Genomic DNA, 18,711 nt, shown 5'->3' with positions numbered 1-18,711 from the left:
TCACGGGAGGAACGCCATGCTTCACGCTCCCTTCACCCGGCGCCGGCGCCGCAGATGGCTGTCGGCCGCGGCGCTGACCGCAGTGGCCCTCATCGCGCTGCCCGGTACCGCCGACGCCGCGCCGCAGGGCGCCAACCGCCTCGACATCACCATGCAGGCCCAGCAGGAGACCAACTGGTGCTGGGCCGCCTCCGGCAACACCATCGCCACCTGGTACGGCCGCAACTACAGCCAGAACCAGTTCTGCAACGCCGCGTTCAACCGCCGGCAGGGCTCCACCTGCCCCAACAACCAGGCCACGCTGGGAAATGTGCAGACCGCATTTGACTGGATGGGTATGCCACATGGCTCATATGTGACGGGTTGGCTCCGCTACGACACCGTGCAGAACGAGATCAACGCCAGGCGCCCCATAGAGACCCGCGTCCAATGGGCCTCCGGCGGCGGCCACATGCACGTTCTCTACGGTTACGACACCTCTCGCAACTGGGTGTACTGGGGCGACCCCTGGGCCACCAACAACCGCTACAACTGGGGCGACTTCGGCTACTACGTGAACGGCAGCTCCTTCTCCTGGACGCACTCCCTCTACCGGATAGGAGCCTGAGGCCATGCCGAAGCGCACCGCCGTCCGCGCCGCCGCCACGGGCACCCTCGCCGCCGCCTTCCTCGGCCTCGCCCCGCAGGCGGCGCTGGCCGCCGCGCCCGCGCCGCCTGCGCCGGCCCGCGCCAGTGTGTCCGCCGCCCACGACGTGGCCGCCGCCCCGGCGACCCTGGACACCCTGGCCCGCTTCTTCGCCGCCGCGCCGGCCGAGGACGGGGCCCTGCCCAAGGGCGGCGCCGGCCTCGCCGCCCCGGCCCGGACCGCCCCGCGCATCGAGGGCGCCACCGTCCCGGTCTACGAGCTCTCGCCCGACTTCGTGCGCGGCAGGGCCGACGCCCCCGTCGCCCGGCTGGAGTTCATGGCCACCAAGGCCGTCGCCGCGGACGGCCGCAAGGCGTCCGTATGGACCGCCCACCAGGGCGGGGCCTGGAAGGTCGTCAACATCGCCAGCGGCGACGACGAGACCCGCTACGCCGCGGCCGGCGCCGCGCACGGTGCCGGAACGGTGTTCCACGAGCCGCAGATCGACGCCTGGTACGTCCAGCGCGGCGACCGCATCGAGCCCCTGGACGACGCGGCCCGCAAGGCCGTGGGCCCGCACGGCACCACCGTCGCCGCCTACCGGAAGCGGGTGACCACGGCGTACGGCGACAAACTCCCCGGCTCCGCGTACGACAAGCGCGGTGCGGCCGGCGGCTTCGGGCCCACCGGCGGGACGGCCGCCGCCGGCCCCGACCGCGCACCGCACCCGGTCGCCGCGGACGCCACGGCCGGCGACGCCTTCCCGGTGACCGCGGCCTCGTCGGTGGCCGCTGCCGCCGCCCTGCTGGCGCTCGGGCTGTCGGCCACCGCGGCGGTGCGCCGGCGCCGCAACCGCTGACCGCCGCGGCCGCGCCGCCACCGGAGCCCGTCCCGTCGCGCCGTCACCGGCCGCACCGGGGCGGGCTCCGTCGCCACGGGCGTGATTGTCGGTGGCGGTCAGTAGGGTGGTGGGCATGGCAGACCCCAGCAGCTACCGACCCAAGCCGGGACAGATCCCCGACTCGCCGGGGGTCTACAAGTTCCGCGACGAGCACGGCCGGGTCATCTACGTCGGCAAGGCCAAGAGCCTGCGCCAGCGCCTGGCCAACTACTTCCAGGATCTGGCCGGTCTCCACCCGCGCACGCGCACGATGGTCACCACCGCCGCCTCCGTGGAGTGGACGGTGGTCTCCACCGAGGTCGAGGCGCTCCAGCTGGAATACAGCTGGATCAAGGAGTTCGACCCGCGGTTCAACGTCAAGTACCGCGACGACAAGAGCTATCCGTACCTCGCGGTGACCCTGGGCGAGGAGTTCCCGCGCGTCCAAGTGATGCGCGGCGCCAAGAAGAAGGGCGTGCGCTACTTCGGCCCGTACGCCCATGCCTGGGCCATCCGCGAGACCGTCGACCTGCTGCTCCGGGTCTTCCCCGTGCGCACCTGCTCCGCCGGCGTCTTCAAGCGCTCCGCCCAGATCGGCCGCCCCTGCCTGCTCGGCTACATCGGCAAGTGCTCGGCCCCCTGCGTCGGCCGGATCTCCCCCGAGGAGCACCGCGAACTGGCCGAGGAGTTCTGCGACTTCATGGCCGGCCGCACCGGCGCCCACCTCCGCCGGCTGGAGCGCCGGATGCAGGAGGCCGCCGAGGAGATGGAGTACGAGCGCGCCGCCCGGCTGCGGGACGACATAGGCGCCCTCAAGCGGGCCATGGAGAAGAACGCGGTGGTGCTCGCCGACGCCACCGACGCCGACCTGATCGCCGTCGCCGAGGACGAACTCGAAGCCGCGGTCCAGATCTTCCACGTCCGCGGCGGCCGGGTGCGCGGCCAGCGCGGCTGGGTCACCGACAAGGTCGAGGCGGTCACCACCAGCGGTCTGGTCGAGCACGCCCTCCAGCAGCTCTACGGCGAGGAGCGCGGTGACGCGGTCCCCAAGGAGGTGCTGGTCCCGGCGCTGCCCGAGCCCGCCGAGCCGGTCGCCCAGTGGCTCACCGACCGCCGCGGCTCCCAGGTCTCGCTGCGCATCCCGCAGCGCGGCGACAAGAAGGACCTGATGGCCACTGTCGCGCGCAACGCCCAGCAGGCGCTCGCCCTGCACAAGACCAAGCGCGCCTCCGACCTGACCACCCGCTCCCGTGCCCTGGAGGAGATCGCCCAGGCCCTCGACCTGGACGCGGTCCCGCTGCGCATCGAGTGCTTCGACATCTCGCATCTCCAGGGCGAGGACGTCGTCGCCTCCATGGTGGTGTTCGAGGACGGCCTGGCCCGGAAGAGCGAATACCGCCGCTTCCAGATCAAGGGCTTCGCCGGTCAGGACGATGTGCGCTCCATGCACGAGGTCATCGGCCGCCGCTTCAGGCGCTACCTCCAGGAGAAGCAGAAGTCCGGGGAGTGGGGCGAGGAGCCGGCCGGGTCCGCGCTCGCGGAACAGGCCGCGGACCCGGCGCCCACCGCCGACCCCACCGACCCCGCCGGCCACCTCACCGACGAGGACGGCCGCCCCAAGCGGTTCGCCTACCCGCCCCAGCTGGTGGTCGTCGACGGCGGCGCCCCCCAGGTGGCGGCCGCCCGCCGGGCCATGGACGAGCTGGGCATCGACGACGTCGCGGTCTGCGGCCTGGCCAAGCGCCTGGAGGAGGTCTGGCTGCCCGGCGAGGACGACCCGGTGGTGCTGCCGCGCAGCAGCGAGGGGCTCTACCTCCTCCAGCGGGTCCGCGACGAGGCGCACCGTTTCGCCATCGCCTACCAGCGCAACAAGCGCGGCAAGCGGCTGAAGGCCTCCCCGCTGGACGCCGTCCCCGGGCTCGGCGAGACCCGCCGCCAGGCCCTCCTGACACACTTCGGCTCGCTGAAGAAACTGCGGGCCGCCACGGTCGACGAGATCTGCCAGGTCCCCGGCGTCGGCCGGAAGACCGCCGAGACGGTCGCCGCGGCGCTGTCCGCCGCGGCCCCGCCCGCCCCCGCGGTGAACACCGCCACAGGAGAGATCATTGAGGATGACGGGGCCCCGCCCGCCGCGTTGTCAGCAGAACGGGGGCAGGAGCGATGACCAGCAGACGCAACGAGACGCAGGAAACCGAGAGAGACGGTGCACAGGTGAGTACGGGCACGATGCGCGAAGCCGACCAGGGCGAGAGCGCCGCGATCCCCGAGCTGGTGATCATCTCCGGCATGTCCGGCGCCGGCCGCAGCACGGCGGCGAAGTGCCTGGAGGACCTCGGCTGGTTCGTCGTCGACAACATCCCGCCCGAGCTGATCCCGCCCATGGTCGATCTGGGCGCCCGCTCCCAGGGCAACGTCGCCAAGATCGCCGTGGTCGTCGACGTCCGCGGCCGCCGCTTCTTCGCCAACCTCAAGGAGTCGCTGGCCACCCTCGACGCGCAGAACGTCAAGCGCCGCATCGTCTTCCTGGAGTCCTCCGACGAGGCCCTGGTGCGCCGCTTCGAGTCGGTCCGCCGCCCGCACCCCCTCCAGGGCGACGGCCGGATCGTCGACGGCATCGCCGCCGAGCGCGACCTGCTGCGCGAGCTGCGCGGCGACGCCGACCTGGTCATCGACACCTCCAGCCTCAACGTCCACGAGCTCCGCGCCAAGCTCGACGCCCAGTTCGCCGGTGAGGAGGTTCCCGAACTGCGCGCCACGGTCATGTCCTTCGGCTTCAAGTACGGCCTCCCGGTCGACGCCGACATGGTCGTCGACTGCCGCTTCATCCCCAACCCGCACTGGGTCCCTGAGCTGCGCCCCTTCACCGGTCTGAACGAAGAGGTCTCCGACTACGTCTTCGACCAGCCCGGCACCAAGGAGTTCCTGGACGGCTACACCGAGCTGCTGCGCCTGGTCGCGACGGGCTACCGCCGTGAGGGCAAGCGCTATGTGACCATCGCCGTCGGCTGCACCGGCGGCAAGCACCGCAGCGTCGCGATGTCCGAGAAGCTGGCCCGCCGACTGATCTCCGACGGTGTCGAAACGGTCGTCGTGCACCGGGACATGGGGCGCGAGTGACCTCCCGTACGCCCCGGCTGCGCCGGGTACGCCGCCTCGTCCCCGGCGGCCGCACGACGAAGGGCGCCACCCCCAAGGTGGTGGCGCTCGGCGGCGGCATGGGCCTGTCCGCCTCGCTCGCCGCGCTGCGCCGCATCACCCGGGACCTCACCGCCGTCGTCACCGTCGCCGACGACGGCGGCTCCAGCGGCCGGCTCCGCGACGAGCTCGGCGTGCTGCCCCCCGGCGACCTGCGCAAGGCGCTGGCCGCGCTGTGCGGTGACGACGACTGGGGCCAGACCTGGTCCCGAGTGATCCAGCACCGCTTCACCAGCGAGGGAGAGCTGCACGACCACGCCGTGGGCAATCTGCTGATCGTCGCGCTGTGGGAGCAGCTCGGCGACCACGTCCAGGCGCTGGACCTGGTCGGCAAGCTGCTCGGCGCGCACGGCCGGGTGCTGCCCATGTCGGCGGTGCCGCTGGAACTCCAGGCCCAGGTCAAGGGGCTGGACGCTGCTCACCCGGACGAGATCAGCACCGTCTGCGGCCAGGCCACGGTCGCGCTCACCCCCGGCGAGGTGCAGTCCGTGCACATCGTCCCCGAGGATCCGCCGGCCGTCCCGGAGGCGGTCGCCGCGGTCCGCGACGCCGACTGGGTGGTGCTCGGCCCCGGTTCGTGGTTCTCCTCCGTCATCCCGCATCTGCTGGTGCCCGAGCTGCGCGAAGCCCTGGAGGAGACCCAGGCCCGCAAGGTCCTCTCGCTCAACCTCGCGCCCCAGCCGGGCGAAACCGAGGGCTTCTCCCCGCAGCGTCATTTGGAGGTTTTGGCCCGACACGCCCCTAAACTCGCCTTCGACGTGGTGCTGGCCGACGAGGCCGCGGTGCCCGACATCGAAGGTCTGACGGTTGCCGCCAAGCAACTGGTGGGCAGCGAGGTCGAGCTGGCGGCGGTCGCCGCACATGGAGACGACGTCCGGTCCGGTGCCGGGGGAGCCCCCGACCGGCACGATCCGGAACTGCTGGCAGCCGCGTACGACCGTATTTTTCGGATGCATGGAAGGATCGGCCCATGGCGATGACGGCTGCGGTGAAGGATGAGATCTCCCGGCTCCCCGTCACCCGGACCTGCTGCCGGAAGTCCGAGGTCTCGTCGATCCTGCGGTTCGCTGGTGGCCTGCACCTGGTCAGCGGCCGCATCGTGATCGAGGCGGAGCTCGACACGGGCATCGCCGCCCGCCGGCTCCGCAAGGACATCCTGGAGATCTTCGGGCACTCCTCCGACCTGGTGGTGATGGCGCCCGGCGGGCTGCGGCGCGGCAGCCGCTACGTGGTCCGCGTGGTGGCCGGCGGCGATCAACTGGCCCGCCAGACCGGCCTGGTCGACGGCCGCGGCCGCCCCATCCGCGGCCTGCCCCCGCAGGTGGTCTCCGGCGCGACCTGCGACGCCGAGGCGGCCTGGCGCGGCGCCTTCCTGGCCCACGGTTCGCTGACCGAGCCCGGCCGCTCGTCCTCCCTGGAGGTCACCTGCCCCGGCCCCGAGGCCGCCCTCGCCCTGGTCGGCGCGGCCCGCCGGCTCGGCATCGGCGCCAAGGCCCGCGAGGTGCGCAGCGTCGACCGCGTCGTCGTCCGTGACGGTGATGCGATCGGCGCGCTGCTGACGCGGCTCGGCGCCCATGAGTCGGTGCTGGCGTGGGAGGAGCGGCGGATGCGCCGGGAGGTGCGGGCCACCGCCAACCGCCTCGCCAACTTCGACGACGCCAACCTCCGCCGCTCGGCGCGGGCCGCGGTCGCCGCCGGCGCCCGGGTCCAGCGCGCCCTGGAGATCCTCGGCGAGGAGGTCCCCGAGCACCTCGCGGCGGCCGGCCGGCTGCGCATGGAGCACAAGCAGGCGTCCCTGGAGGAGTTGGGCGCGCTGGCCGATCCACCGCTGACCAAGGACGCGGTCGCCGGCCGCATCCGCCGGCTGCTGGCGATGGCCGACAAGCGGGCCCAGGACCTGGGCATCCCGGGCACCGAGTCCAACCTCACCGAGGAGCTCGCCGACGGCATGGTCAGCTGACCGCACCCCGGTCCTTCGTCACGCACAGTGCACACAGCGCCCCCGGCACCCGAATTCAGGTGCCGGGGGCGCTGTCTGTGCGCTTGTCAAGAGGGGTGCCGCTCAAAGGGCGTCAGAGGGGCTCGGGGGCGCTCACTTGAGCACCTTTCGGCGCCGATGTCAATGTCACGTACGTCTCTTCCAGGGGGTAGGGTCGTAGTCGGTCGGGGACAGCCCATACAGCTCGCCGGTGACCAAAACCGGCGTACTAACGAGGAGATCGGTTCGTGACGATCCGCGTAGGCATTAACGGATTCGGCCGCATTGGTCGCAACTACTTCCGCGCGCTCCTGGAGCAGGGTGCGGACATCGAGATCGTCGGTGTCAACGACCTGACCGACAATGCCACCCTGGTCCACCTGCTGAAGTACGACACCATCCTGGGTCGCCTGAAGCAGGACGTCAGCCACACCGACGACACCATCACGGTCGGCGACCAGACCTTCAAGACGATGGCTGAGCGTGACCCCGCCAAGCTCCCCTGGGGCGAGCTGGGCGCTGACATCGTTATCGAGTCGACCGGCATCTTCACCAAGCGCGAGGACGCCGCCAAGCACCTCGCCGCCGGCGCCAAGAAGGTCATCATCTCCGCGCCCGCCAAGGGCGAGGACATCACCATCGTGATGGGCGTCAACCAGGACAAGTACGACGCGGCCAACCACCACGTCATCTCCAACGCCTCCTGCACCACCAACTGTGTGGCGCCGATGGCGAAGGTGCTCGACGAGAGCTTCGGCATCGTCAAGGGCCTGATGACCACGGTCCACGCGTACACCAACGACCAGCGCATCCTGGACTTCCCGCACAAGGACCTGCGCCGCGCCCGCGCCGCCGCGGAGAACATCATCCCGACCTCGACCGGTGCCGCCAAGGCCACCGCCCTGGTCCTCCCGCAGCTCAAGGGCAAGCTGGACGGCATCGCCATGCGCGTCCCGGTCCCCACCGGCTCGGTCACCGACCTCGTCGTCGAGCTGGACCGCGAGGTCAGCAAGGACGAGATCAACGCCGCCTTCCAGAAGGCCTCCGAGGGTCAGCTCAAGGGCATCCTGGAGTACACCGAGGACCCGATCGTCTCCTCGGACATCGTCAACTGGCCGGCCTCCTGCACCTTCGACTCCTCCCTTACGATGGCCCAGGGCAAGCAGGTCAAGATCGTCGGCTGGTACGACAACGAGTGGGGCTACTCCAACCGTCTGGTGGACCTCACCGTCTTCGTCGGCGGCCAGCTCTGATCTCCGCCTGACGTCACCCAAGGCACCGGAATGTGCGGACGGGGCTCGTAGGGCGCGGCAACGCGCCCTACGAGCCCCGTCCCATGACGGACTACAACGGAGTCACTTCACATGAAGACGATCGACGACCTGATCCAGGACGGCGTCGCCGGCAAGCGGGTCTTCGTCCGCGCCGATCTCAACGTCCCGCTGGACGGCACCACCATCACCGACGACGGCCGGATCCGCGCCGTCCAGCCGACCATCGCCAAGCTCGCCGCGGCCGGCGCCAAGGTGATCGTCGCCTCCCACCTGGGCCGTCCCAAGGGCACCCCGGACCCCGCCTTCTCGCTGGCCCCCGCGGCCCGGCGGCTCGGTGAACTCCTCGGCCAGGACGTGGCGTTCGCCACCGACACGGTCGGCGAGTCCGCCCGTACGGTGACCGCGGCGCTGACCGACGGCCAGGTGGCCGTGCTGGAGAACCTCCGCTTCAACGCGGGCGAGACCAGCAAGGACGACGCCGAGCGCGGTGCCTTCGCCGACCAGCTCGCCGAGCTCGCCGACCTCTACGTGGGCGACGGCTTCGGTGCCGTGCACCGCAAGCACGCCTCGGTCTTCGACCTCCCCAAGCGGCTGCCGCACGCCGCCGGCGACCTGATCGCCACCGAGGTCGGCGTCCTGAAGAAGCTCACCGAGGACGTCAAGCGCCCCTACGTGGTGGTGCTCGGCGGCGCCAAGGTCTCCGACAAGCTCGGCGTCATCGACAACCTGCTCAAGAAGGCCGACCGCATCCTGATCGGCGGCGGCATGGCGTACACCTTCCTCGCGGCCAAGGGGCACGAGGTCGGCATCTCCCTGCTCCAGAAGGACCAGATCCCGGTCTGCCTGGAGTACCTGGCCGAGGCCGAGAAGCGCGGCGTGGAGTTCGTGCTCCCCGTCGACGTACTGGTTTCGGTCGATTTCCCGGACCTGAAGACCAAGGCCCCGGCCCACCCGGACCTCGTCTCCTCGGACGCCATCCCGGCCGACCAGGAGGGCCTGGACATCGGCCCGAAGGCCCGCGAGCTCTACGCCGCGAAGCTCGCCGACGCGGGCACCGTCTTCTGGAACGGCCCGATGGGCGTCTTCGAGCACCCCGACTACGCGAACGGCACCAAGGCCGTCGCCCAGGGGCTGCTGGACTCCGACGCCTTCACCGTCGTCGGCGGCGGTGACTCGGCCGCCGCGGTGCGCCTGCTCGGCTTCGACGAGAATGCTTTCGGCCACATCTCGACCGGCGGCGGCGCCAGCCTCGAATACCTCGAAGGCAAGACGCTCCCCGGCCTCGCCGCTCTGGAGGACTGAACAACCGTGAGTGCACGTACCCCGCTGATGGCGGGCAACTGGAAGATGAACCTCAACCACCTCGAGGCCATCGCCCACGTCCAGAAGCTCGCCTTCGCCCTCGACGACAAGGACTTCGACCAGGTGGAGGTCGCGGTGCTGCCGCCCTTCACCGACCTGCGCTCGGTGCAGACCCTGGTCGACGGCGACAAGCTCAAGATCAAGTACGGCGCCCAGGACCTCTCGGCGCACGACTCCGGTGCCTACACCGGCGAGATCTCCGGCGCCATGCTGGCCAAGCTGAAGTGCGCGTACGTGGCCGTCGGCCACAGCGAGCGCCGTCAGTACCACGGCGAGGACGAGGAGATCTGCAACGCCAAGGTCAAGGCCGCGTTCCGGCACGGCCTGACCCCGATCCTCTGCGTCGGCGAGGGCCTGGACGTCCGCAAGGCCGGCAACCAGGTCGCGCACACCCTCGCCCAGGTCGACGGCGGCCTCAAGGACGTCCCGGCCGAGCAGGCCGAGACGATCGTGATCGCCTACGAGCCGGTGTGGGCCATCGGCACCGGCGAGGTCGCGACCCCCGAGGACGCGCAGGAGGTCTGCGGGGCGATCCGCGGCCGGCTCGCCGAGCTCTACAGCCAGGAGCTGGCCGACAAGGTCCGCATCCAGTACGGCGGCTCGGTCAAGTCGGGCAACGTCGCCGCGATCATGGCGCAGCCGGACGTCGACGGTGCCCTGGTGGGCGGCGCGGCGCTGGACTCCGACGAATTCGTCAAGATCGTCCGTTTCCGCGATCAGTAGCAGCTATGACGACGGGCTCGGCCCGTCGTACCCTGTCGGGGCCGGGCCCGGTGTCGTGCGCACCGCCCGGCCCCGCTCCGTCCGGCCCCGCCCGGCGGGTATGTTCCGTCCGACAGTCCTCAGAGAGTTGGTCCAGCCGTGGTCATCGGGTTCTCGATCGCCCTCATCGTCTTCAGCCTGCTGCTGATGATGCTGGTGCTCATGCACAAGGGGAAGGGTGGCGGCCTGTCCGACATGTTCGGCGGCGGCATGCAGTCCTCGGTCGGCGGTTCCTCCGTAGCCGAGCGCAACCTCGACCGCATCACCATCGTGATCGGCCTGCTCTGGTTCGCCTGCATCGTGGTGCTCGGAATCCTGATGAAGCTCGGCAGCTGACATACCGTCGGGTACGCGGCCTATCATGAAGGCAGCGTCCCGGGACGGTAACTCGTGTCACTGGACGCGCGTTGGGCCTTACGTACACTGGGGCGCCCGCAGCGCAGTTGCTGTGAGAGGCACGCGGCACCATTACGCAGGGAGTTACGACCGTGGCAAGTGGCAACGCGATCCGAGGAAGTCGGGTCGGGGCGGGGCCGATGGGGGAGGCCGAGCGCGGTGAGTCCGCGCCGCGCATCCGCATCTCCTTCTGGTGCTCCAACGGGCACGAGACGCAGCCCAGCTTCGCCGGCGACGCCCAGGTGCCGGACACCTGGGACTGCCCCCGCTGTGGTTTCCCGGCCGGCAAGGACCGGGACAGCCCGCCGGACCCGCCGCGTACCGAGCCGTACAAGACGCACCTCGCCTACGTCCGGGAGCGCCGCAGCGACGCCGACGGCGAGGCGATCCTGGCCGAGGCGCTCGCCAAGCTCCGCGGTGAGATCTGACGGAACCTCAAAGCGCCGCACGCGCACGCAGCTGACCACGACCGGCCCGGCCGGAGGGACATCCCCTCCCGCCGGGCCGGTCGCTTACTTCCCGCCCGGCGGGATCTGAGGGGAGGGATGGGGAGGTTGCCCTAGGCCCGTTGTCAGTGGCCGACCGTACGGTTGCGCACAGGAGCGGATCCCGCTCGGGGGTCCTCGGGGACGCGCGGTACGGGGGCGGACATGGCGCGGACGGAAGCGGACGGTGCGGCGGGAGCCGGCGCGCCGGCCTGGCGCGGCGGGTACGGACTGCTGTGGAGCGCGGCGGTGGTCTCCCGTTTCGGCGACGCCCTGCGCGGCACCGCGCTCCCGCTGCTCGCCCGGGCGCTGACGGCCGATCCGCTGCTGATCGCGCTGGTCACCGCCTTCGGCTTCGCGCCATGGCTGCTCTTCGGGCTGCTCGGCGGCGCGGTCGCCGACCGGGTCGAGGCGCGGCGGGCGATGTGGGCGGTCGATCTGCTGCGCGGGCTGCTGATGGCCGGTTTCGCGGTGGCGGTGGCGGCCGGTGCCGCGGACATCGCGCTGGTGCTGGCGCTGGCCTTCGCGCTCACCACCCTCCAGACGCTGTTCGACAACGCCGCCACGACGCTGCTTCCGTCGGTGGTGCCCCGCGAGGCGTTGACGGCCGCCAACGCCCGGCTGATGACGGGGCAGGAGGTCGTCGGGCGGTTCGTCGGAGGGCCGGTGGCGCCGGTGCTCATCGGGGTGAGCGCCGCGCTGCCGTTCGCCGCCGACGCCGCGACGTATCTGGTCGCCGCGGCCCTGGTGGCCGCGCTGCGCACCGCCGCGCCGCCCCGGCCGCCGGCCGCCTCCGGGCGGTCCCTGCGGCGCGAAATCGCCGAGGGCATACGGGCGTTGTGGCAGGACCGGGTGCTGCGGCTGGTCTGCCTCTCGGTGGCGTTGGGCAACGTCGGCATCGGGGCGCTGATCGCGGAGCTGGTCGTGGTCGTCAAGGACTGGCTCGGTGCCGGGGACGTCGGCTATGTCGTGGTGACGACGGGGTACGGGGCCGGTTCGGTGCTCGGCGGGCTGCTGGCCGGGCGGGTCATCGCCGCGGCCGGCGGGCAGTTGCGGACCCTGCTGCTGGCCGGCCTCGCGCAGACCGCGGTGCTGGTGGTGTTCGGCACGGTGCGCGCGCTGTGGCCCGCGGCCCTGGCGCTGGCCCTGTTCGGCTTCGCCGGCACGGTGTGGAACGTCCTGGAGACCACGGTGGTGCAGCAGCGCTCCCCGACCGCGCTGCTGGGCCGGATCAGCTCCGCGTTCCGCACGGTCTCGATCGCCGGTGTCCCGCTGGGCGCGCTGCTGGGCGGCGCGGCCGCCGTGGCCTGGGGGCCCAACTTCCCGGCACTGGTGGCCGCCGTGCTCCTGGGGCTGGGCACGCTGGCGCTGCTGCCGGTCATACGGAGCGGCGACAGCGCTTCGCCCGACAGCGGACAGATACCTCATACCGTGCCCTGATCAATTAAGTTGGAGGGCGGCGGGGTCGCTACGAGACGAAGAAGGCTGATGTCCGAATGAACGCAGAAGGCCGCAGCAGGCTCGACCAGAGCCCTACGTGGACCGCGTTGAGCAAGCACCGCGAGCAGCTGCGGGAGGTGCATCTGCGCGAGCTGTTCGCCAAGGATCCCGGTCGCGCCGGGCGCCTCACCCTCCAGGTCGGCGATCTGCACCTGGACTACTCCAAGCACCTGGTGACCGACGAGACCCTGCGGCTGCTGCGCGAACTGGCCGCGGCCAGTGGGGTGGCCGAGCTGCGGGACGCGATGTTCCGGGGCCAGAAGATCAACCTCACCGAGCACCGCTCCGTGCTGCACACCGCGCTGCGCGCGCCCGGTTCGGCGGTCATCACCTCCGACGGGGAGAACGTCGTCCCCGCCGTGCAGCACGTCCTGACGAGGATGGGCATCTTCGCCGACCGGGTCCGCTCCGGCGACTGGAAGGGCCACACCGGCCGGCGCATCAAGACGGTCGTCAACATCGGCATCGGCGGCTCCGACCTCGGCCCCGCGATGGCCTACGAGACGCTGCGCGCCTACACCCACCGGGACATGCAGTTCCGCTACGTCTCCAACGTGGACGGCGCCGACCTGCACGAGGCGGTCCGCGATCTGGACCCGGCCGAGACGCTGTTCATCATCGCCTCGAAGACGTTCACCACCATCGAGACGATCACCAACGCCACCTCCGCCCGCGACTGGCTGCTGGCCGGTCTCGGGGCCGGGCCGGAAGCGGTCGCCAAGCACTTCGTGGCGCTGTCGACCAACGCCGAGAAGGTCGCCGAGTTCGGCATCGACACGGACAACATGTTCGAGTTCTGGGACTGGGTCGGCGGCCGCTACTCCTACGACTCCGCCATCGGGCTGTCGCTGATGGTCGCGATCGGCCCGGAGCGGTTCCGCGAGATGCTGGCCGGTTTCCACCTCGTCGACGAGCACTTCCGCACCGCCCCGCCGGAGGAGAACGCCCCGCTGCTGCTGGGCCTGTTGGGCATCTGGTACGGCAATTTCTGGGACGCCCAGTCGCACGCCGTGCTGCCCTACAGCCACTACCTCTCCAAGTTCACCGCCTATCTCCAGCAGTTGGACATGGAGTCCAACGGCAAGTCCGTGGACCGCCAGGGCAATCCGGTCAACTGGCAGACCGGACCGGTCGTCTGGGGCACCCCCGGCACCAACGGCCAGCACGCCTACTACCAGTTGCTCCATCAGGGCACCAAGATGATCCCGGCCGATCTGATCGGCTTCGCCCGCCCGGTCGACGACCTCCAGCCGCGTCTGGTCGCCCAGCACGACCTGCTGATGGCCAACCTCTTCGCCCAGGGCCAGGCGCTGGCGTTCGGCAAGACGGCGGACGAGGTGCGGGCCGAGGGCGTCGCCGAGGAGCTGGTGCCGCACCGCACGTTCCGCGGCAACCACCCCACCACCACGATCCTGGCGTCGGAGCTCAGCCCGTCGGTGCTCGGCCAGTTGATCGCGCTCTACGAGCACAAGGTGTTCGTCCAGGGCGCGGTGTGGAACATCAACTCCTTCGACCAGTGGGGCGTGGAGCTGGGCAAGGTGCTCGCCAAGCGGGTCGAGCCGGCGCTCACCGAGGGCGCGGAGGTCCCGGGCCTGGACGCCTCGACGGCCGGGCTGGTCGCCAAGTACCGCGAGCTGCGCGGGCGTTGATGCCGTACGCCGACGGCCCCACACCCCGCGCGGGGTGTGGGGCCGTCGGCGTCTGCGCGGCGCTCCGGTGGTGACGGTGCGCCGCCCGGCTCAGGAGGACGCCGGGGGGTAGAGGCTGCGCGGCAGCTGGGCGGCGGCCGCCTCGTCCAGCAGCCACAGCGTCCGGCTGCGCCCGCGCGCTCCGGCCGCCGGGGCCTGCACCTCGCCCGCGCCGGAGAGCGCGATGGCCACGGCGTTGGCCTTGTCCTCGCCCGCCGCCAGCAGCCAGACCTCCCGTGCCGCGCGGATCGCGGGCAGGGTCAGCGAGATCCGGGTGGGCGGCGGCTTGGGGGCACCGTGCACCCCGACCACCGTCTGCTCCTGCTCGCGGACGCCGGGGAGCTCGGGGAAGAGCGACGCGACGTGGGTGTCCGGGCCGACGCCCAGCAGCAGGACGTCGAAGGACGGCACCGGGCGGCCCTCGGGGGTGGCCGCCGACCGATAGTGCTCCGGGCCGGCCGCGGCGGCGAGTTCGGCCGCGTACGCCTCGGCGGCGGCGTCCGGGTCACGGCCGAACGGGCCGTCCGAGGGCGCCATCGGGTGGACCCGCGCCGGGTCCAGCGGGACGCTGTCCAGCAGCGCCTCGCGGGCCTGGGTGTAGTTGCGCTCCGGGTCGCCGTCCGGCAGGAACCGCTCGTCGCCCCACCACAGGTCCAGCCGCGACCAGTCGATCGCGTCCCGGGCGGGCGCCTCGGCCAGGGCCGCGAGCAGCCCGTTGCCGTTGCGCCCGCCGGTCAGCACGACGGAGGCCGAGCCGCGGGCCGCCTGGGCATCGACGATCTTGGTGATCAGCCGGGCCGCGGCGGCCTTCGCCATCAGCTCCTTGTCGCGGTGGACGACGACCTGGGGGGCGCTCACTTGGCGGCCGCCTTCTTCGCGCCCGCCTTCTTCGCCGCCGGCTTGGCGGGAGCGTCCTGGCCCTGGGCCGCGGCCTCGCCGCCCGCCGGAGCGGGCTTGTCGTCCGCGGCCGCCGTCCCCTTGCCCGCTACCTGCAACCGCTCCACGCCGTACTTCAGCGCGGCGGCGTAGATGTCGTCCGGGTCGAGCCGGCGCAGCTCCTCGGCGAGCAGCTCGGAGGTCTCCCGCCGCTTGAGCGCCACGGCGCGGTCCGGCTGGCCCGGCATGGAGAGCGTGGCCAGCGAACCGTCCGCGCGGTCCAGGACGATCGTTCCGCCGCTGGACTCCATCCGCACCGCGGTGAGCCCGGGGCCGGCCGAGTCGGTACGGGTGACCGGCACGTCCAGCCGGCTGGCGAGCCACATGCCCAGCAGCTCGCAGCTGGGGTTGAACTCCTCGCCCTCGACCACGGCCGAGGTGACCGTGCACGGCGCCTGGTCGAGCGCCGCCGCCAGCATGGAACGCCAGGGGGTGATCCGGGTCCAGGACAGGTCGGTGTCGCCGGGGGTGTAGGAGTCGGCGCGGCCGGTCAGCTCCTCGATGGGCTGCTCGGCGGCGTAGGCGTCGGTGACCCGGCGCTGGGCGAGCGCGCCGAGCGGGTCCTTGGCCGGGTTCAGCGGGGCGTTGACGGCCCACCAGACCACGACCGGGGCGTCCGGCAGCAGCAGCGGCAGCACCACGGACTGGGCGTGGTCGATCGCCTCGCCGTACAGCCGCAGGATCACCGTCTCGCCGGTGCCGGCGTCCGTGCCCACCCGCACCTCGGCGTCCAGCCGGGCCTTGGCGCGGTCGCGCGGCGACCGGCTGACCCGCTTGATGACGACGAGGGTCCGCGAGGGGTGCTCGCGGGAGGCGTCGTTGGCCGCCTTCAGGGCGTCGTAGGCGTTCTCCTCGTCGGTGACGATGACGAGGGTGAGCACCATGCCGATGGCCGGGGTGCCGACCGCGCGGCGGCCCTGGACCAGCGCCTTGTTGATCGCGCTGGCCGTGGTTTCCGTCAGATCGATCTTCATGGCCGACGCCAGCTCCGTCCGTCTCGTGCGAGCATTTCGTCCGCCTCCACGGGACCCCAGGTGCCCGCCGGGTACTGCGCGGGCTTGCCGTGCCGGTCCCAGAAGTCCTCGATCGGGTCGAGGATCTTCCAGGACAGCTCGACCTCCTCCAGCCGCGGGAAGAGGTTGGCGTCACCGAGCAGCACGTCGAGGATCAGCCGCTCGTACGCCTCGGGGCTGGACTCGGTGAAGGACTCGCCGTAGGCGAAGTCCATCGACACATCGCGCACCTCCATGGAGGTGCCCGGCACCTTGGAGCCGAACCGCACGGTCACGCCCTCGTCCGGCTGGACGCGGATGACCAGGGCGTTCTGCCCGAGCTCCTCGGTGGCGGTGTGGTCGAAGGGGGAGTGCGGGGCGCGCTGGAAGACCACCGCGATCTCGGTCACCCGGCGGCCCAGGCGCTTGCCGGTCCGCAGGTAGAACGGGACGCCCGCCCAGCGGCGGTTGTCGATCCCCAGCTTGATCGCGGCGTAGGTGTCGGTCTTCGACTTGGGGTCGATACCGTCTTCCTGGAGGTAGCCGACGACCTTCTCGCCGCCCTGCCAGCCCTCCGCGTACTGGCCGCGGACGGTCTCCTTGCCCAGGTCCTTGGGCAGCCGGACGGCGCCCAGCACCTTGGACTTCTCCGCCACCAGCGCGTCCGCCTCGAAGGAGGCGGGCTCCTCCATGGCGGTCAGCGCGAGCAGCTGGAGGAGGTGGTTCTGGATGACGTCGCGGGCCGCGCCGATGCCGTCGTAGTAGCCGGCCCGGCCGCCGATGCCGATGTCCTCGGCCATCGTGATCTGGACGTGGTCGACGTAGGAGCGGTTCCACAGCGGCTCGAACATGGTGTTGGCGAACCGCAGCGCCAGGATGTTCTGGACCGTCTCCTTGCCCAGGTAGTGGTCGATCCGGAAGACCTCGTTGGGCGGGAAGACCTCGTGGACGATCCGGTTGAGCTCCTGGGCGCTGGCCAGGTCGTGGCCGAACGGCTTCTCGATGACCGCGCGGCGCCAGGACCCTTCCCGCTGCTCGGCCAGCCCGTGCTTCTTGAGCTGCTGGACGACCTTGGGGAAGAACTTCGGCGGCACGGACAGGTAGAAGGCGAAGTTGCCGCCGGTGCCCTGGGCCTTGTCCAGCTCCTCGATGGTGGCCTTGAGGGTCTCGAAGGCTTCGTCGTCGTCGAAGTTGCCCTGGACGAAGCGGCAGCCCTGGACCAGCTGCTGCCAGACCTCCTCGCGGAACGGCGTACGGGAGTGCTGCTTGACAGCCTCGTACACCACCTGCGCGAAGTCCTCGTCCTCCCACTCGCGGCGGGCGAAGCCGATCAGCGAGAAGCCCGGCGGGAGCAGGCCGCGGTTGGCCAGGTCGTAGACCGCGGGCATCAACTTCTTGCGCGACAAGTCGCCCGTGACGCCGAAGATGACCAGGCCCGACGGCCCCGCGATGCGCGGGAGCCGCCGGTCCGCGGCGTCACGGAGCGGATTGGCTCCATGAACAGCGGTCAAGGGATCAGCCCTCCGAAGGAGCGAGGCGCACAAGCTCCGCCTCGGTCGACTTGAGCAGGTCGTTCCAGGACGCCTCGAACTTCTCCACGCCCTCGTCCTCCAGGAGCTGCACGACGTCGTCGTACGAGATCCCGAGGGCGGCGAGCGCGTCGAGGTCGGCCTGGGCCGACGCGTAGGTACCACGCACCGTGTCGCCGGTGATCTGGCCGCGCGCGGCGGTGGCCTCCAAGGTGGCCTCCGGCATGGTGTTGACCGTGCCCGGGGCGACCAGTTCGTCCACGTACAGGGTGTCCTTGTACGCCGGGTCCTTCACGCCGGTGGAGGCCCACAGCGGGCGCTGCTTGTGGGCGCCCGCCTTGTCCAGGGCGGCCCAGCGCTCGGAGGAGAAGACCTCCTCGAACGCCTGGTACGCGAGCCGGGCGTTGGCGAGGGCGGCCTTGCCCTTGAGTGCCTTGGCCTCGTCCGTGCCCAGCTTCTCCAGGCGCTTGTCGATCTCGGAGTCCACACGGGACACGAAGAACGACGCCACCGAGCGGATCTCGGACAGGTCCAGGCCGGCGGCCTTGGCCTTCTCCAGGCCCGCGAGGTAGGCGTCCATCACCTCGCGGTAGCGCTCCAGCGAGAAGATCAGCGTGACGTTGACGCTGATGCCCAGGCCGATCACCTCGGTGATGGCCGGCAGACCCGCCTTGGTGGCCGGAATCTTGATCAGCGTGTTCGGGCGGTCCACCAGCCAGGCGAGCTGCTTGGCCTCGGCGATGGTCGCCGCGGTGTGGTGCGCCAGCCGCGGGTCCACCTCGATGGAGACCCGGCCGTCCTGGCCGCCGGTGGCGTCGAAGACCGGGCGCAGCACGTCGGCGGCGTCCCGGACGTCCGCCGTGGTGATCATGCGGATGGCTTCCTCGACGGTGACCTTGCGGGTCGCCAGGTCGGCCAGCTGCTGGCTGTAGCCGTCGCCCGCGGAGATCGCCTTCTGGAAGATCGAGGGGTTGGTGGTGACGCCGACGACGTGCTGCTGGTCGATCAGCTCGGCGAGGTTGCCGGACGTGATGCGCTTGCGCGACAGGTCGTCCAGCCAGATCGCGACGCCTTCGTCGGAAAGGCGCTTGAGTGCGTCCGTCATGGGT

At 71.3% G+C, this 18,711-nt stretch carries 17 protein-coding genes; 13 read left to right on the top strand and 4 right to left on the bottom strand.

Going from position 1 to position 18,711, the window contains the following annotated elements:
- Positions 1 to 16 precede the first annotated feature (16 nt).
- From ACIQE0_RS19100 to pgi, 13 genes are all read left to right on the top strand, one after another.
- Complete coding sequence (locus tag ACIQE0_RS19100) at positions 17 to 607, top strand: papain-like cysteine protease family protein (protein WP_366339734.1); 591 nt, start codon at positions 17 to 19, stop codon at positions 605 to 607.
- 4 nt (positions 608 to 611) lie between these two features.
- Complete coding sequence (locus ACIQE0_RS19095) at positions 612 to 1,484, top strand: hypothetical protein (RefSeq protein ID WP_402333485.1); 873 nt, start codon at positions 612 to 614, stop codon at positions 1,482 to 1,484.
- Positions 1,485 to 1,599: 115 nt separating this feature from the next.
- The gene (uvrC, locus tag ACIQE0_RS19090) at positions 1,600 to 3,669 is read left to right on the top strand and encodes an excinuclease ABC subunit UvrC (protein ID WP_402333482.1); all 2,070 of its coding nucleotides are present in this window, start codon (positions 1,600 to 1,602) and stop codon (positions 3,667 to 3,669) included.
- Positions 3,666 to 4,622: an RNase adapter RapZ gene (gene rapZ, locus ACIQE0_RS19085; protein ID WP_366339740.1), complete on the top strand. Its 957-nt coding sequence runs from the start codon at positions 3,666 to 3,668 to the stop codon at positions 4,620 to 4,622. The genes uvrC and rapZ overlap by 4 nt, the downstream gene beginning before the upstream one ends.
- Complete coding sequence (yvcK, locus tag ACIQE0_RS19080; RefSeq protein WP_366339742.1) at positions 4,619 to 5,680, top strand: uridine diphosphate-N-acetylglucosamine-binding protein YvcK; 1,062 nt, start codon at positions 4,619 to 4,621, stop codon at positions 5,678 to 5,680. Before rapZ ends, yvcK begins: the two co-directional genes overlap by 4 nt.
- On the top strand, positions 5,671 to 6,660 hold the full coding sequence (gene whiA / locus ACIQE0_RS19075; protein WP_018536829.1) for a DNA-binding protein WhiA: 990 nt from the start codon (positions 5,671 to 5,673) through the stop codon (positions 6,658 to 6,660). The genes yvcK and whiA overlap by 10 nt, the downstream gene beginning before the upstream one ends.
- A 266-nt stretch (positions 6,661 to 6,926) precedes the next feature.
- Complete coding sequence (gene gap, locus ACIQE0_RS19070) at positions 6,927 to 7,931, top strand: type I glyceraldehyde-3-phosphate dehydrogenase (RefSeq protein WP_366339745.1); 1,005 nt, start codon at positions 6,927 to 6,929, stop codon at positions 7,929 to 7,931.
- Positions 7,932 to 8,042: 111 nt separating this feature from the next.
- Positions 8,043 to 9,254: a phosphoglycerate kinase gene (locus ACIQE0_RS19065; protein ID WP_402333478.1), complete on the top strand. Its 1,212-nt coding sequence runs from the start codon at positions 8,043 to 8,045 to the stop codon at positions 9,252 to 9,254.
- Positions 9,255 to 9,260: 6 nt separating this feature from the next.
- Positions 9,261 to 10,037, top strand: a complete 777-nt coding sequence (gene tpiA, locus ACIQE0_RS19060) for a triose-phosphate isomerase (protein ID WP_366339749.1) — start codon at positions 9,261 to 9,263, stop codon at positions 10,035 to 10,037.
- Between the two features lie 138 nt (positions 10,038 to 10,175).
- Entirely contained in the window at positions 10,176 to 10,412 is a 237-nt protein-coding gene (gene secG, locus ACIQE0_RS19055; protein ID WP_030086299.1) for a preprotein translocase subunit SecG, read from the top strand.
- Between the two features lie 152 nt (positions 10,413 to 10,564).
- The gene (locus ACIQE0_RS19050; protein WP_016578660.1) at positions 10,565 to 10,900 is read left to right on the top strand and encodes an RNA polymerase-binding protein RbpA; all 336 of its coding nucleotides are present in this window, start codon (positions 10,565 to 10,567) and stop codon (positions 10,898 to 10,900) included.
- A gap of 222 nt (positions 10,901 to 11,122) precedes the next feature.
- The gene (locus tag ACIQE0_RS19045) at positions 11,123 to 12,397 is read left to right on the top strand and encodes an MFS transporter (protein ID WP_402333473.1); all 1,275 of its coding nucleotides are present in this window, start codon (positions 11,123 to 11,125) and stop codon (positions 12,395 to 12,397) included.
- A 56-nt stretch (positions 12,398 to 12,453) separates the two neighbouring features.
- A complete protein-coding gene (pgi, locus tag ACIQE0_RS19040) occupies positions 12,454 to 14,106 on the top strand; it encodes a glucose-6-phosphate isomerase (RefSeq protein ID WP_366339754.1) in 1,653 nt (550 codons plus the stop codon).
- 90 nt (positions 14,107 to 14,196) lie between these two features.
- Here the strand turns inward: pgi and pgl are convergent, their stop codons facing one another.
- The 4 genes from pgl to tal are packed head-to-tail and all read right to left on the bottom strand — an operon-like array spanning position 14,197 to position 18,707.
- Positions 14,197 to 15,003, bottom strand: a complete 807-nt coding sequence (gene pgl / locus ACIQE0_RS19035; protein ID WP_402333469.1) for a 6-phosphogluconolactonase — start codon at positions 15,001 to 15,003, stop codon at positions 14,197 to 14,199.
- A complete protein-coding gene (opcA, locus tag ACIQE0_RS19030) occupies positions 15,000 to 16,055 on the bottom strand; it encodes a glucose-6-phosphate dehydrogenase assembly protein OpcA (protein WP_402333466.1) in 1,056 nt (351 codons plus the stop codon). Before opcA ends, pgl begins: the two co-directional genes overlap by 4 nt.
- Positions 16,052 to 17,584 carry a glucose-6-phosphate dehydrogenase gene (gene zwf / locus ACIQE0_RS19025; protein WP_366339930.1) on the bottom strand — a complete coding sequence of 511 codons (1,533 nt, stop codon included), beginning with the start codon at positions 17,582 to 17,584 and terminating at the stop codon, positions 16,052 to 16,054. The genes opcA and zwf overlap by 4 nt, the downstream gene beginning before the upstream one ends.
- Before the next feature lie 4 nt (positions 17,585 to 17,588).
- Positions 17,589 to 18,707, bottom strand: coding sequence for a transaldolase (gene tal, locus ACIQE0_RS19020; RefSeq protein WP_366339928.1), 1,119 nt, complete (start codon positions 18,705 to 18,707; stop codon positions 17,589 to 17,591).
- Positions 18,708 to 18,711 lie beyond the last annotated feature (4 nt).

The organism is Streptomyces sp. NPDC093097, assembly GCF_044754325.1.
Classification (GTDB): Bacteria; Actinomycetota; Actinomycetes; order Streptomycetales; family Streptomycetaceae; genus Streptomyces.
Note: the sequence above shows the minus strand (reverse complement) of the source record. Positions and strands in the feature narration are given on the sequence as shown.